The sequence below is a fragment of the Butyrivibrio sp. XPD2002 genome (assembly GCF_000423945.1).
Taxonomy (GTDB): Bacteria; Bacillota; Clostridia; order Lachnospirales; family Lachnospiraceae; genus Butyrivibrio.
On sequence record NZ_AUIY01000004.1, the window covers coordinates 139,362 to 154,965 of the forward strand.

Here is a 15,604-nt window from a genome sequence, read left to right on the forward strand (position 1 = left end):
AGAAAAGGAATTACAAAAAAACATGGCAGACAATATACTTTCTATGGTGGGCAGAACCAAGCCCTTATTTGAAAATGACATATTTGCAAGAGAAAAGGAACTCTCAGAAATCATAAAGAATTCCAGATTTCTTGTAATCGGCGGAGCAGGAACAATCGGCTCAGCTATCTGCAGAGAGCTTTTTGCAAGAGATCCCAAGGTGCTCCATGTAGTAGATATATCTGAAAACAACATGGTAGAGCTTGTCAGAGATATCAGATCCTCTAAGGGCTACGGCACAGGTGAATTTGCAACCTTCGCGCTTGACTGCGGAAGTGATATCTTCAAGGCGTTCATCGAGGATCAGAAAAAGCGCATCGGTGGCTATGATTACATATTCAACACATCAGCCCTTAAGCATGTGCGTTCTGAGAAGGATCCTTACACTCTCATGCGCATGATTGACACCAATATCTTCAACACAGATATCACAATGAAGATGGCTCATGAAATAGGCGCAAAGAAATATTTCTGCGTATCTACTGACAAGGCAGCTAACCCGGTTAACATGATGGGTGCAAGTAAGCGCATAATGGAGATGTTCCTTGCAAGAAGAAGTGAAGAAATGCCTGTATCAACAGCAAGATTTGCCAACGTTGCTTTTTCAGACGGAAGTCTGCTCTACGGTTTCAACAGAAGAATTGAGAAGAACCAGCCCATTGCAGCACCTAATGATGTTAGAAGATACTTCGTAACTCCCAAGGAGTCTGGTGAGCTGTGCCTTATGTCATGCCTTACCGGTGAAAACAGAGACATTTACTTTCCTAAGCTTGATGAGGAGCTTAATCTTGTAACCTTCAGCAGCATTGCTGAGAAATATCTTGAGAATCTCGGCTACGAGCCTGTGCAGTGCGCAACTGAGCAGGAAGCAAGAGAAAGAGTTGCTGAGCTCAAAGCGCTTCGCAAATATCCTGTATATTTCTTTGCCAGCGATACCACAGGTGAGAAGGACTTCGAGGAGTTCTATACAGACAACGAAGTACTTGATATGGACAGATTTGAATCCATCGGAATTATCAAGAACCAGCCCGGATTCGACGGCGCTAAGCTTGACATGTTCTCTGACGCTATAGCTAAAATGAGAAGCAGAGGATCCTGGGACAGAGCAGAGCTTATTGATCTGTTTAACGAGATGATTCCTAACTTTAATCATAAGGAGACTGGTAAGTTTCTGGATGGAAGAATGTAAGTGGGATTGGATCGATAGTTATGCCAATAATATGAGATAAGTAAAAGGTTTTGAGAGCAGTGCTTTCAAAACCTTTTTGTATAATATACGGATAATTGGTTTGGAGAACCGTATTGACAATGCGCATTCTATGCGTATAATAATTATTGAAGTTAATATCATTTTCGAGGTGCAGCATGAAAAGACAAATTTTAATTAAAAGCCTTGAAAATGCTGGCTTTTATCTCTTGAGGCATGGAGGAGAGCACGATATATACACTAATGGTAATATCATTATTCCAGTTCCCCGACACAAAGAACTCAATGAGATAACTGCCAAGCAGATCATCAAGAAGGCAGGGATTTAATCCCTACCTTACTTGATATTTCTGTTTTTGGGGAAAGGAGCGTCCATATGAAGGTTACTTATCCGGTATTTATTAAGCAATCAGGCAAGGATTTCTTGGTATATATTCCAGATCTCGATGGATATACTGAAGGGAAGGATTTGGCGGATGCTATAGAAATGGCAAGAGACTATATCGGTCTTGTGGGAATTGATCAGAATAAAAATATGCCAAAAGCATCAAGTTATAAGGAGGCTCTGAAAAAGGCAAAAGCAAATAAGGATATATTTGACTACTCTGATGGACTTCAGACAATTGTTGATGTGGATTTGACTGAATATAAGAGGCAGTATGATAACAGGGCAGTTAGGAAGAATTGTACAGTGCCATACTGGATGACTGTAAAAGCTGATGAGGCAGGATTGAATTATTCGAGAGTGCTTCAGGATGCTATTGCGAAAATGCTTAATTTAAACTATAATTCAAATAATTAAAATTTGTCTTTTTAAAAGAGCTAGTCAGGAGATAATCCGGCTAGCTCTTTTCATTATTCCATCTCCAAATATCATTTTGATATTGCATTTGCAATAGCAAAATGTTAATTTTTATATATAAATTGCAATTATATAAACAAAAATTGCAATTTAGAACCACAAAATTGCAATTACTCTCAAAACTAATTCTCGTAATCAAATCGGAGTACACATCATATGAACAGTAAAAGAATAGAAAATCTCAAAAAACTGAAAAAGGAACAGAAGTTAACATATGAGGTCATTTCGCAAAGATCAGGTGTTCCTCTTAGCACTGTTCAAAAAGTGATTGGTGGAAAGATACCAGCACCAAGAGAAGATACTCTGCTAGCATTGGAGAGTGTATTATTCAATAGTACGTCAGACAAAAACACTTTGGCTCAACCTGAAATATCTATAGGGAACCAGGATTTTGCTGCCATTATAGAAAATGGTTACTTTTATATTGATAAAACCTCCTTTATCAAAAGATGGTGGGAAAGTGCTGATGTTGTTACTCTTATCACAAGACCCAGAAGATTTGGAAAAACACTCAATCTCAGTATGCTTGACTACTTTTTTTCTAATCGTCACGAAGGAAGTAGTGAATTATTCACATCATTATCCATATGGAACGATGAAGAATATAGACTGCTTCAGGGTCAATACCCGGTTCTGTTTATGAGCTTCGCATCGGTTAAGGGAACAGATTATGAAACATCTCGCAGTCAGATAATACAGGAAATCGTTAGTCTTTACCGAAACAATAGCCATCTTATAGAAGCACCATATATTACAGAAATGGATAAGAAATTCTGGAGCATGGTTACATATGATATGACAGATGCAACTGTTGCAGATTCGATAAGATTTCTCTGTGAAATGATGCACCGATACTACAAGAAAAAGGTACTTGTATTTCTGGATGAATACGATACACCAATTCAGGAAGCATATACAAATGGTTTCTGGGATAAAATGACCGGATTTATTCGGAATCTCTTTAATTCCACTTTCAAGACCAATACACATCTTGAGAGAGCAATAATGACAGGAATTACCAGAATCAGCAAAGAATCTATTTTTTCAGATCTTAATAACCTAAAAGTAGATACTATGACAAACGCAAAATACAATACTGACTTTGGCTTTACAGAAAACGAAGTCAGAAATGCTTTGTCGGCATATGAACTGAATGACAGCGCTGTTGATGTAAAGGAATGGTATGACGGATTTAAAATAGGAGAAGCTATAGATATTTACAATCCGTGGTCTATCACTCAGTTTCTTGATACGGGGACACTTGATGATTATTGGGCGAACACAAACGAAAACTCTTTAGTTGAAAAACTAATCCGTGAAGGTAGCGTAGATGTAAAGAAGGCTATGGAAAGTCTCTTGGTAGGTGATAGCATTGAAGCACTTATAGATGATGAAATAGTTTTTAATCTTATAAATACTAATGAATCGGGTATTTACAGCCTTTTACTTGCTGCCGGTTATCTTAAGATAGACCACGCTATAGACAATCAGGGAGTGCGCAAAAAGTGCAGTGTCTCCCTGACAAATCTTGAGGTCAGACATGCATTTGAGGATATGATAAAGCGTTGGTTTGAAGGCGATAGTGTGAGATACAATGACTTTATAAAAGCGCTTCTTTTAAATGATGTAAAGTACATGAATCGCTTCATGAATGATATGGCCCTTAACACCTTTTCCAGTTTTGATGTTGGTAATAAACCGTCTTCCAACACTGAACCAGAGAGATTTTATCACGGCTTTGTCCTTGGGCTCATAGTAGATTTAGGAAATAGGTACAACATCATTTCAAACAGAGAGAGCGGATTTGGTCGCAACGATGTATGTCTTGAGCCCAAAGACAATGATTCTCCGGCATATGTTCTGGAATTTAAAGTTCATGATCCGGAGGATGAGAAGACTCTCGAAGAGACAGTTCAAAAAGCTTTAAATCAGATCATAGAGAAAAATTATGATGCAGCTTTATTAGCTAGAGGGATAAAGCAGGAAAATATCCATCACTATGGATTTGCATTTGAAGGAAAGAAAGTTTTGATTGGATGAAAAAGAAGTAGAAGGATCAGTCAGTATAAACAACTGATTAACCCTGGTTTTTCCTTTACAGAGTTATATCGAGAAAGAGAGATGTCTATGCGGTATAATGGTCTGTGTAAATACTCTATGGGTTCTTCGCAGGGAACCAAACAGAAAGAGGGACTATTATGCTCAATTGGAAAGGATTGTTTCGTTCTCATATATTGGAAAGAGGCTGGGATTATGCCAGTGATGGTTCTGTTACAAATCTTGTAAAGACTGATGACTGTATATCTGCAGTTGTTCAGGGGAGTGAGTATTATAAGGTAAAGATAAGGTATTCGGGGGCTGAGATTACTGACGGATATTGCTCCTGCCCGTATGCTGCAAAGGGCGAGTGGTGCAAACATATGGCAGCTGTACTATACCTGGCAGATAATGGTATGACATCAGGCGGAGCTTTAGCCATGTCTGCTCATGGTGCTGAAATACAAAACATTAAAGAGATTATTGGATCTGCTGACCGTAAGAGCATTGAAAAGCTTCTGATTTATCTTGCAAATCAGGACGACCGGACAGAGAGCTTTATCCGAGCGCATCTCGGCATAGGGATGTTTTCTGATGTAAAGCAGATAGAAAAGGAAATAGATTCAGTCTTTAACGCCTACAGTGGCAGGGCTGGGGATATAGATTACTATAGCGCTATGTCTTTCGAATCCGACCTGAACAGCCTTCTTAGAAACAGAATTGGAGAACTGATCGATAATGAGAGCTACATGGATGCTTTTAATACCTCCATGTATGCTTATACCAAGCTTGGAAACTGGGACATTGATGATGATGGGGAGATAGCATCAATCTCAAGTACCTGCTATGAGCTGTGGCAGGACATAATCAAAAACTGTGAGTCCAGGGAGCGTGAGCGTATTAAGGAATGGTTTGAGGAGCATTCTGATGATGGCACGGTGATTGACTATATGGAAGACATGCTGCAGGATTTCCTTGAGTACGAGCTGGCGTCGGATGATGAACTCCGGGAAATAATAAAAGGCCTTGAGGGGAAGATAGAGAGCAGCAAAGGCCAGACACAGTGCCCTGGCATTTTTACCTCGTATTACGGATACAGCTGTGATGCTATTGAACTTCGGAATATATTTGCAAAGCGCCTTGGCGCAACGGATGAAGAAACTGAAGAATACATGCGTGGTTACATGAGCTTTAAGTCAGTCCGGGATTACTTTATTAAGAAAGCCAGGGAGCAGGGGGATACCAAGGAAGAGATCAGCCTCCTTAAACTTGGCAAGGAATATGATAAGGACTCTGAGTATACGGTGCATTCATATTCCAAAAGGCTCATTGAACTATACGCCCAGAATAAGGACAAAGAGTCAGAGAAACTTGAGAGAAGAGCAGATATTTTGGCCAATCAGGGAGCATCACTGGAGGACTTTAGGGCATATCGCGCCATGTGTACTGATAAGGAATGGTCAGAAGAACGCCTTAAGATAATCGGTTTCAGAAAGGACATTGATAAGAGGTGTGAATTCCTCGCAGATGAAAAGATGCAGGAAAAGCTGTTTGATACCATATGGGCGCAGAAAGATAAGTTGAGACTGGTAAACAAGTATGGTTTTGCATTGGCGGATAAGTATTCAGAGCAGATCCTGGATTTTTATTCTGAGTTTGTTTCCAGATTGGCAGATGCAGCCTGCAATCGCTCACGATATAATGATCTGAGCAGATACCTGATGCGCATGTCCCAGTTTACCGGCGGGAAGGCACGTGTAAGGCAGCTCGCGCTAGAATGGATGGAGATGTATCCTACAAGGAAGGTTATGTGTGAGATGCTGGAGGGGTATCGATGGTACAGTTGAAGTTATCTTAATCGAGTAAAGATACGGATCGGCAGTGGCAATTTCATATCGATAGGCAATCAGCAGGCTTATCAGATAGGGTGCCAATCATACGAGTATATTGTACCTTTCAAAAACGATATTCTGATTATATAATTATGATAAGCTATTATTTTGAGAGTTTGATGGATGGCTATATTGGATATGTTGAAGGGAAGAATAAACTATGATTGATTATTTATATGCCAATAATTACAAATCATTCGTGAATTTTAAAATAGAATTTAAGCAGGTGAACCTTATTCTTGGGAAGAATGGCAGCGGAAAAAGTAACATCTTTTCGCTGACGTTTTCACTTTTGGAACTGATTAGGGGAAATAAAGAAGCTATGCGTTTATTCTTTTCACCTCTAACATTGACAAGGTGGACAAATAGCAAGATTCAGACATTTGAATTAGGTCTTTCTGATACTTCGCATAAGTTTACTTATGTTGTGGAAATAGAACAGGATATATATAAGAACCAAAGTACCATTATATCAGAAAAGGTTACTTGTGATGGGAAAACATTATATCAACTTAGTAAAGGAAGTGCTGTTCTTTTTGATGACGATTATACCGGGATATCTGTGCTTACTGATTCATCAGTATCAGGCGTTAGCTATGCTCCGTTTGATAATAATCATACATTAATCTTCGGATTCAAATCTGTTGTAAATAGCATAATATTCTGTTCTCCAGATCCTAAGGCCATGGTAGATATTGTTATGAATGAAGAATTAGGAGCTAAGGTTAATTTTTCTAACATAGCATCGGTTTATGCATATGCTGTTCAGTCTGATCCAGAGGTATACTCTGAGCTTATGGATACACTTAAGGAAATATATCCTGATTTAAGGAAATATCGTATTAATGTGAGCCAATTTGGAAGGCGTTTGGAAGCAGAATATCAACATAATGATGTTCTTTGTTCATACAGTTTTAGCGAACTGTCGGATGGGGAAAGGATGACATTTTCGCTTTATTTACTTCTTTACGGATTCATAAAGAAGGGGTACACAGTTTTGTTGGATGAACCTGATAATTATTTATCCCTTAGAGAGATACAACCCTGGTGTACTGAAATAGAAAGTGAGATATCAGACAATGGACAATGTCTGATGATTTCACACAACCCGGAAGTCATAGATTATTTTGCAGTAGCAAATGGGATTTGGTTATCCAGACTATCTTCCGGTGAAAGTACAATAGTTGATGATCCATTAAAAAATAAGGACAATAAGGATTTATTTACCTATTCTGAACTGATAGTAAGAGGTATGTTAGATGAAGTTGAGTAATCAGCATCAATACACAATTCTCTGTGAGGATGCGCAGATGAGAACCTTTTTGGTTGCTTTTTTAAAGTGTCTGGGTATTAATACACATAAGATTTCTGTTGTACCAATACCTGCCGGAGTAGGTTGCGGAGAGGCACATGTAAGAACAGGATTAACAAAAGAGCTGGAGTTGCTTCATAGGAATAAACACTTGAGAAAAACTTTGTTGGTATGTATAGATGCTGACAAATATTCTTACGATGAAAGAAAGCAGTTTCTGCATAAATCATACAGTGAGTCCTTTCCTGACGGTGATATCGATGATGAAATGATGCTTATCTGGATTCCAAAACGAGAGATTGAGACTTGGATTGCCTACTTTAACGGGAAGAACGTTGATGAGGACATGGAGTTTAGACATGGAGGGCAACCAGTTTCGTGTAAAAAAGAGGCAAACAAGATGTATATTTTTCTTCAAAATGAGGAGGAGAATGTGGAGACTGCTCTTCATTCATTGCAAAAAGCGAAGGAAGAGTATGTAAGAATATGTAAAAAGCAAAAATCAGCGGAGAAATGATATGTAAGGATTTACAAAGAATAAAAAATGATATCAATATCTATAAAAGATTTGTAAAAGGATCAAATAGTTAATGATCACTGTATTAAAAGAATCAGGATTAGACAGTTTAGTATGATTCCCCTCAAGTAGACAATGGAATATCGCGAGTCTCCTTGAGGGGATTTTTGACACATGCTCTTATAACAATGAGGATATTTCCAACATATAGCAGAGGTATTTCCGCATATTTATAAAACTTGTTGCTGATTGGTGTAAATGATGAGCCGAAATATTTGGATTTTACCAGGCTATACATGCCAAAAGCTGTAGAGTTGTTGTCAGAAGGGGCGCATTTCTGACATTTAACGATAACTAAGGAGAAAAAATATGGTTGAAGAAACTAAATCTTTATTGTCAGCTATACAATTTGATCGGTATAAGAGTTTTAAAAATAAGGGACCATATATCATTAGTTTTGATCCAAATATAACCTTAATAATTGGGAAGAATAACAGCGGTAAATCAAATTTAATTGATGCTTTAGAAAGCTCTTATGGGATAAAGGCTAATAAATCAAATAGAATTATCGACAAGGTGGAAGGAGAACGTTTAATTTATATTTTGGATGAAGAACATCTAAAATATGGGTTTACAGAGGATACATATTCGAGTCCGCTTTCTTTAAATATAATGGTTAGCGATTATGACTATTCGAGGAAATATATAGGAAGAAGTCTTATATGTTGGATTACAAAAGGAAAAGAGATAGAGAACTATTTACCAGCGGAAGCAGTTAATAAAGTGTTTCATTGTAAGCTTCAACAGATAGACCAATATACAGAGTTTCCCCTATATATAAAAGATAACTGTAATGATTTTCACAACATAAAGTAGAATATGCAAGAACAATGAGTAAGTATATTACCTATGACAATTCTGCTGATATACTGGATTTAAAAAGTAATATAGAAAAAATTTATAAGGAAATATCAAGATGGAATAGTTATGGATAAAAGGCATGAGACTATTGGATAACGTAAAGGTAGTTTACTTTTTCTGTGAAATGAAGAATATACCTATGTAGGAGGAATTTATTAAAAGAAATATGTCTGTATTGAATAAAGAGATCATATTAGTTATTGGGAATGGTTTTGATATAGCACATGGGTTACCAACAAGATATAAAGATTTTCTTTTGTTTGTAAATTCCATGAGGGCTTTAATGAATTTTGATCAAGTGGCCGGAAAAGATGAAGGTGCTTTTTACGATTCATTAAGCTTTTTGGATTACAAGATTTCCGATAAGATCAGTGAAAACATTAAAGCTGGAAAAAATGACAATGAAAACCTGTTAGCACAATTGCCAGTATGGAAATCATTGTTAAACAATAATTTCTGGTTGGATTATTTTGAAAAACAAAGCATCCATGGTGAAAAATGGATAGATTTTGAGGAGGAAATTCAGGCAGTTATAAAAAGAATAGACAATGCCATCGAAAATAAGATACTCTTAAAATCTATTGGAAATCCTATTTTTGATCGATGCAACAGTTATTTAGTTGCAAGAAAGTATAGTTTTAACATTGGAAATATCATAAGAATGCTTTTGGAAGATTTGAGCAAGACCAGACGGGCATTAGAATTATATTTATCATTATGCATAAATGAAATAAAAATAGATGACAGGCTCACGGAAATAGCGAATTTGAACCCAACGAAAGTTATCAGTTTCAATTATACTAATACTTATGAAAGGGTTTATGGGAAGAGGAATGCTTTAATAGAATATGATTATTTGCACGGGAAGGCAGATGCATCAAGAAATCTAGAGAATAATGATATAGTTTTAGGCATAGACGAATACTACCATGATGATCGCAAAGATAATGACTTACGATTTGTAGAGTTTAAGAAATACTATCAAAGACAATTGTTTAATTGTAAAAGGCTGTCTGATGACTGGGCGTTTAAAATAAAGCAAGATGCGGAATATGAGAAAAAAGCAAGAGATTTTTTATATAATGATGAAATAGAATATGAATTGATTAATAATTCACCAATTTCAGATGAGCGATATAACTATGAAGATTTTGAAAAATCACTCAGAAAGAAGGTCAAAATTTTTGAAGATAATCACCCCAAACATGAAATATTTATTTATGGTCATTCTCTGGGCGTTACAGATAGAGATATTTTGCGAAAACTTATATTGAATGAGAATGTTAATACGACCATTTACTATCATTCAAGAAAGTCGTATGCAGATCAGCTAAAGAATTTGATTAGAGTGATTGGACAGAATGAATTTATAGTACGTACAGGTGGAGAACATCCAAATATTAGATTTATACAAACGAAAACGGTTTGATTGGAGTAATTACAGAAAATAATTAGGAAGTGTGACACAAGGATATAAATCAATAAAGATACAAACCAACATGTTAACCTACCTTGTAACAGGCGGTGCCGGATTTATCGGTTCCAACTACATTCATTACATGTTTAAAAAGTACGACAAGGATATCCGCATTATCAATGTGGATGTCCTCACCTATGCAGGTAACCTTGAGAACCTAAAGGATGTAGAGGGCAGAGATAACTATACATTTGTTAAGGCTAATATCTGCGACAGAGAGGCTATTAACAAGATTTTCGAGGAGAACGACATCGACCGCGTGGTACATTTTGCCGCTGAGAGTCATGTTGACAGATCTATCGTTAATCCCGAGATCTTCGCAGAGACTAACGTTCTTGGTACAGCAATAATGCTGAATGCAGCCAAGAAGGCATGGGAGCTTCCCGATGGCTCTTATAAGGAAGGTATGAAGTTCCTTCATGTAAGTACAGATGAGGTTTACGGTTCACTTCCTGAGGATCCTGATGCATATTTCTACGAGACAACTCCTTACGATCCCCACAGCCCGTATTCAGCTAGTAAGGCAAGCTCAGATATGTTTGTTAAGGGGCTGTCGCATTTTTGTGCGTTTAATTTGAGTGGAATTACTATAGTTGAGAATCCGCTTTGGGGAGGCAATGACTGGATGTATTCAGCTACGGTTGATGATGGGACAACCGGAACGTTAAGTGCCAATCATTTTGTTTTTATAATGGAAAGAATTACAGATAATGGCTTTGATAGAGAGCCAAATTGGAATGGTGGCCTAGTAAAGTATTGTTCATTAGATCAACTTGAAAACTTTGATTTGGAAAACGAATGGGGAGTGAGCACTAGAAATGTTCGCTTCTTTGGCGGAGATGTGGATTAGTGATTGGAAAGGTAGAGATTGCTAGAGGAAATGAAAATTAATGATTTTTTTAGAATGTGCTTGAATCTACTATGATATATTATATATGGGGTGGTTGCAATTCAGTAATTGTTTTGTTAAACTATCAAATATGTGTTCAATTCGAATTATTTATAGATAGGAGGATGCGTTATGGCTAACTTTGGCAGAATACTTGGCGATAACATAGGCGAGTTGATGCGCAAAGAGGGCATAAAACCTATAACTATCGCTAATAAGTTAAATTGTTCAGAAAGAGATGTTTGGAGAATTATAGAAGGAAAGTTGTTGGTAATTCCAGAAATGTTAGATAAAATTGCTGAGATTTTAGGGACGACTCCTAATAACTTGCTTCAACTAGATTCTGAACTGTCTATTCCTAATTTGGAATGCATGGAAGGATTTTCAAATCCAGATAATCTAGACAGAATACTAGATTTAATTGATGAATATGTTGAATTAGTAGAATCATAAAGGTGAAGGCTGTACAAAAGTGCAGCCTTTTTTGGTATTGAAATATGGTATGGGATGAAATTGTGGCATGTATGCCGAAAATGATTACAAAGCTTAAGAAGGATTATGTAGTAAAGAACGATGTAATAAGGGATGATATTTTCGCTGTTCTAGAAAAACATTGCTCTGTTATATATTATCCATTAGTAAATGAGGATAATTGCGGGTTTCATGTAAAGCGAATGATGAATGGAAAATTGACAGATTTTGTTTATATCAATACTGCCAAACCACTTTCTAAGCAGGTTTTCACGGCTGCTCATGAGCTGGGACATGTATGGAATGTAGCTCAAAAGATAGCTAAGTATTTAAGAGATGATAGTATAGTTGGAATGGAAGAAGAAATAGTTAATCGTTTTGCAGCAGAGCTATTAATGCCTACTAATACTTTTGTTAATACATTTAATAAACATGTAGAACAAATTGAAGGCGATAAATCGAGAATAAGACTGGACGATTTTATCAAAGTTATGGTTTTGCAGATGAATGATTATATGGTTACGTATGAATCTGTAAGACGAAGGTTAGTCGAAGTTGGTATTATTAGCGAAAAAACAGCAGAAGTTCTTAAGAACGATCGAAAAGAAGTTGATGAATTGATAAAAGCTTTTTCAGATGACATTAATACGACTTTAGATACATGCACTAATAAAAAAACAATTCCTGGTCTAAGAGACTTGATTGAAGAAAAAACTGGTAAACCAGGTGTGAGTAAGTATGTAATTTTGAAGACTGTAAAAGACTTTGAAGTTGCTGATATTATTCCTTCGGATGATGTTATAGATTTGGAATCTGGAGGAAATGTGGATGTGTAAACGCGAAGCGGTTGTTGACACATGTTTTTTGGAGAAAATTTCTAATTCAGCATGTGATATAGATAATTTAAAGCGTGTAATTAACGAATACGAGATCATACCAGTTGTTCATCCATATATTGCTAAACATGAGTTGTCTCTTAAGGCAGCGTATGTAAATCTTTTGGATGAAGGCTATATTTTTAAAAAAGAATATTCTGATTTCATAAAGGATGAGAGTAGTAAAGTTCTTTATGAGGGATATTATAAGCTGTTGTATGAGGAGTTACGTAGGATGTTGGAAGCGGAACATAATTGTAAAGCAGAAAGAATGCTTCTATCATTTGATGGAATTGATATTTATGAACATCATAAGCAAGGAAGTAGTTTGGGAGATGTTCATATGATATTGATGGCTGCATACATGCATTTACCGATTATATTAACAGAAGATTCTGATATTGAAGCTTTGAGAGATATAGCAAATCGACATATATCTTTTCGGAATAATAAGCTGGAGATATATGACTCAATGGATGTAATTGTTCAAATTGCATCAAATCCGAATTGTGGTCTTAGTTGGAAGGATATGAAGCATGTTTTGGATGTTATGCAAGAGCGATCCCGCCGCGAAGAGATACATAAGATATGGAATAATAGAACATTGTATTTAGAAACTACACATAAGACAAAATAGAGTGTAACTGAAGATTTTGGTACTAATGACGAAATATAGATTTTGGAAAGAACTTGATAGACTAGTAGCTACTTTTCATACTTCAGATCTTTCCCTCACAGAAAAGTTAATAGAGTTTTCAGTTCTTTTGAAACATGCATATGATGATGACCTTAGTGTTGTTATTAAATGTGAGCTTGATCCACTACGCCTGGGGATGGTACATCATTTATTTGTTCCGACAGAGATGGGCAGGTTATATATGTTTTATACAAGCATGAAAGCTGCTAGAAACAGTAATAGTCCTGAAGATTATTGTGAAGCATCTGCTAAGGATATTCTAAATAATATTTTTAATAGAGAAGAAACGGCAGCAATAGCTTTTGATAACGGTAATGATTCAGTGGTGATTCCTATGGAATGTTTGCGAATGATTTTTTCCGGGGATATGCCAAGGCCAAATGAGTTTGTGCCTTCAAGACCTGGAGGGTGGAGACCATTTGAATAAAACTAATAAGAAATAGGTGAAAGTTTAAGCACTAACGGAGATATGAGCATAATCGGCTATAGACCCCAGGTTAAAAAGCAGTATGAAAGCTACCGCCCCGAGGTTAAGAAAGCAATGAGCAAATGCAGACCCGGACTTAGCGGCATCTGACCCATAGTATTCAGATCTGAAGAGCAGATACTCCAACGCTTCAAGACCCAAGAGGAACGTGACGGATTCTACAAAACCGTAATCCTCAGAGAAAAGTGTAACATTCTATGAAAAGCTCGGCTTTTCAGTAACCTTTCGAAAAGACAGGCCAACTGACACCATTATTCTTATGGAAGGCTACGGAATGCAGATAGAGATGTTCATAGATACAAGTCATCCAGCCAAAGCAAATGATCCTGAAAATTTAGGCCTGCGCCATTTTGCATTAAAAACACTAAATATCGAAGAAACCATTTCAGCTTTAGCAGAAAAAGGTATTCAGTGTGGAGATGTAGGAAAAGACTGGACTGGTATCAGGTACTGCTATATGAAGAATCCGGACGGGCTGCCAATAGAGCTACATGAATAATGGGTCCATTAGATTTATTGGCGGAAAAATTTAATGTAAATTTTATTGTATTGTTAATGCTATAAAAATATAATCATAATAAGAATTAGTAAACCCAGAGCGATCTGGCGACACAAAGCTATAGGGACTCTATGAGTCAGCCAGCTGCAACCTTTAAACACTGCAACAATGCGGTGTTTTTTCTTTACAGAGTTATTCTGAGAAAGAGATGCCTATGAAAATGATTATTAGGAAAACAATTATGACACTTGCAATAGTAACAGTAATGATTGCTGGAGGACATGCTGACACAATATCGGTCATTGCTGCGAACGGAGATACTGTGGTCTATATTACAAAGACGGGAGACTGCTATCATAAGGATGGATGTTCAAGTCTTAGCCACAGTAAAATTCAAACGACTCTTAAGGATGCCGTAGATAATGGGTATCGACCTTGTAAAAGGTGTAAGCCGCCAATATTTGATAATTGATGAAACTTATTATAATTTTTAGGTTAAAATGGATTTAAATTGCGTATCTGCATCTTGTTAGTTACTTTGGGGAACGCATTTTCTGTTGGTATGTTGTTTTTGTGATATAATTTTTATTGATTATTACTGAATAAAAGTCCCATTTTGTATATTGTGATGAGGTACACAAATGAAAAGCATAGTGATTGGTGATATGACTGTAAAGGTTGCTGATAGTAAATGGAGTTCATCGCGAATTATCAGTGACAGAGATAGAGAGATGGACAAAAGAGCAAAAGCAGCGGTAAAGGCAGCTATTCAGAAGGCGAAAATATGTAAAAAACCTATAGCAGGTTATGATTTGGAAACAAAAAAAGCTTTTGTAGAGAATCCTGACGGGACAAAGACATATGTTGACTAAAAAACCAATGATTTTAGTATTTGCTGGTCCCAATGGGTCTGGCAAAAGTACAATTACTCCTTATTTTGATATAGTTGGTGAATACACAAATGCTGATGATGTTGTAGCATCTACAGGTGGAGATCCATTTGAAGCAGCAAAAGCTGTGGATGAGAGAAGGTATGCATCGATAGATGATAAGAGAGACTTTACGTTTGAGACGGTTCTATCATCACAATACAAACTAGACATACTTAAAAAAGCGAAAAACGAAGGTTATTTTATCAAATGTGTTTTTGTACTTACTGTAGATCCATATATTAATGTAGCAAGAGTTGAAAGTCGTGTAGCTCAAGGTGGACATGGAGTTGATAAAGAAAAGATAATTTCGCGCTATGATAAATCTCTTTCGAATATAAAAGAGATGTTAAAGATATGTGATATTTTGCATGTTTATGATAATACGATAGAACCTGTAAGGATTATTCGTAAACATAAAGATGATATTTCTATTTTTCCGAATGAGTTGTGGAGCGAAGAACGCATAATTGCTTTAATGGGATAGTGTTTT

At 36.6% G+C, this 15,604-nt stretch carries 16 protein-coding genes, 2 pseudogenes and 1 riboswitch; all 18 genes and pseudogenes read left to right on the plus strand.

Going from position 1 to position 15,604, the window contains the following annotated elements; all coding sequences use genetic code 11:
* Positions 1-22: 22 nt before the first annotated feature.
* The 18 genes and pseudogenes from G587_RS0103535 to G587_RS0103625 all read left to right on the plus strand — a co-directional run bounded on the left by G587_RS0103535 (position 23) and on the right by G587_RS0103625 (position 15,598).
* Positions 23-1,228, plus strand: a complete 1,206-nt coding sequence (locus G587_RS0103535; RefSeq protein ID WP_026491122.1) for a UDP-N-acetylglucosamine 4,6-dehydratase — start codon at positions 23-25, stop codon at positions 1,226-1,228.
* A 176-nt stretch (positions 1,229-1,404) separates the two neighbouring features.
* Positions 1,405-1,575: a type II toxin-antitoxin system HicA family toxin gene (locus tag G587_RS21220; RefSeq protein WP_035785626.1), complete on the plus strand. Its 171-nt coding sequence runs from the start codon at positions 1,405-1,407 to the stop codon at positions 1,573-1,575.
* A gap of 47 nt (positions 1,576-1,622) precedes the next feature.
* On the plus strand, positions 1,623-2,048 hold the full coding sequence (locus G587_RS0103545) for a type II toxin-antitoxin system HicB family antitoxin (RefSeq protein WP_026491123.1): 426 nt from the start codon (positions 1,623-1,625) through the stop codon (positions 2,046-2,048).
* Positions 2,049-2,264: 216 nt separating this feature from the next.
* Positions 2,265-4,148 carry an AAA family ATPase gene (locus G587_RS0103550; RefSeq protein ID WP_081679318.1) on the plus strand — a complete coding sequence of 628 codons (1,884 nt, stop codon included), beginning with the start codon at positions 2,265-2,267 and terminating at the stop codon, positions 4,146-4,148.
* A 158-nt stretch (positions 4,149-4,306) separates the two neighbouring features.
* Positions 4,307-5,992 (plus strand): SWIM zinc finger family protein, encoded by a 1,686-nt coding sequence (locus G587_RS0103555; RefSeq protein ID WP_026491125.1) that lies wholly within the window; start codon positions 4,307-4,309, stop codon positions 5,990-5,992.
* Positions 5,993-6,197: 205 nt separating this feature from the next.
* Positions 6,198-7,310: an AAA family ATPase gene (locus tag G587_RS24090; RefSeq protein WP_026491126.1), complete on the plus strand. Its 1,113-nt coding sequence runs from the start codon at positions 6,198-6,200 to the stop codon at positions 7,308-7,310.
* Complete coding sequence (locus G587_RS0103565) at positions 7,297-7,866, plus strand: hypothetical protein (protein WP_026491127.1); 570 nt, start codon at positions 7,297-7,299, stop codon at positions 7,864-7,866. Before G587_RS24090 ends, G587_RS0103565 begins: the two co-directional genes overlap by 14 nt.
* Before the next feature lie 369 nt (positions 7,867-8,235).
* Complete coding sequence (locus tag G587_RS0103570; RefSeq protein ID WP_026491128.1) at positions 8,236-8,742, plus strand: AAA family ATPase; 507 nt, start codon at positions 8,236-8,238, stop codon at positions 8,740-8,742.
* Positions 8,743-8,953: 211 nt separating this feature from the next.
* Positions 8,954-10,216 (plus strand): AbiH family protein, encoded by a 1,263-nt coding sequence (locus G587_RS0103575; protein ID WP_026491129.1) that lies wholly within the window; start codon positions 8,954-8,956, stop codon positions 10,214-10,216.
* A gap of 70 nt (positions 10,217-10,286) precedes the next feature.
* Positions 10,287-10,811: pseudogene (locus G587_RS26715) on the plus strand (dTDP-glucose 4,6-dehydratase); the annotation flags it as partial.
* Between the two features lie 474 nt (positions 10,812-11,285).
* Positions 11,286-11,606, plus strand: a complete 321-nt coding sequence (locus tag G587_RS0103585) for a helix-turn-helix domain-containing protein (protein WP_026491130.1) — start codon at positions 11,286-11,288, stop codon at positions 11,604-11,606.
* A gap of 44 nt (positions 11,607-11,650) precedes the next feature.
* Positions 11,651-12,460, plus strand: coding sequence for an ImmA/IrrE family metallo-endopeptidase (locus G587_RS0103590; RefSeq protein ID WP_081679319.1), 810 nt, complete (start codon positions 11,651-11,653; stop codon positions 12,458-12,460).
* On the plus strand, positions 12,453-13,136 hold the full coding sequence (locus tag G587_RS0103595; RefSeq protein WP_026491132.1) for a hypothetical protein: 684 nt from the start codon (positions 12,453-12,455) through the stop codon (positions 13,134-13,136). The genes G587_RS0103590 and G587_RS0103595 overlap by 8 nt, the downstream gene beginning before the upstream one ends.
* Before the next feature lie 25 nt (positions 13,137-13,161).
* Positions 13,162-13,623: a hypothetical protein gene (locus G587_RS0103600; protein WP_026491133.1), complete on the plus strand. Its 462-nt coding sequence runs from the start codon at positions 13,162-13,164 to the stop codon at positions 13,621-13,623.
* 250 nt (positions 13,624-13,873) lie between these two features.
* Positions 13,874-14,182 (plus strand): annotated as a pseudogene (locus G587_RS21235) (VOC family protein); the annotation flags it as partial.
* 77 nt (positions 14,183-14,259) lie between these two features.
* Positions 14,260-14,334: riboswitch (cyclic di-GMP riboswitch) on the plus strand.
* Positions 14,335-14,396: 62 nt separating this feature from the next.
* On the plus strand, positions 14,397-14,654 hold the full coding sequence (locus G587_RS0103615; protein ID WP_081679322.1) for an Ada metal-binding domain-containing protein: 258 nt from the start codon (positions 14,397-14,399) through the stop codon (positions 14,652-14,654).
* Between the two features lie 169 nt (positions 14,655-14,823).
* On the plus strand, positions 14,824-15,054 hold the full coding sequence (locus G587_RS0103620) for a hypothetical protein (RefSeq protein ID WP_026491135.1): 231 nt from the start codon (positions 14,824-14,826) through the stop codon (positions 15,052-15,054).
* On the plus strand, positions 15,044-15,598 hold the full coding sequence (locus G587_RS0103625) for a zeta toxin family protein (protein ID WP_035785628.1): 555 nt from the start codon (positions 15,044-15,046) through the stop codon (positions 15,596-15,598). The genes G587_RS0103620 and G587_RS0103625 overlap by 11 nt, the downstream gene beginning before the upstream one ends.
* Positions 15,599-15,604: the final 6 nt, after the last annotated feature.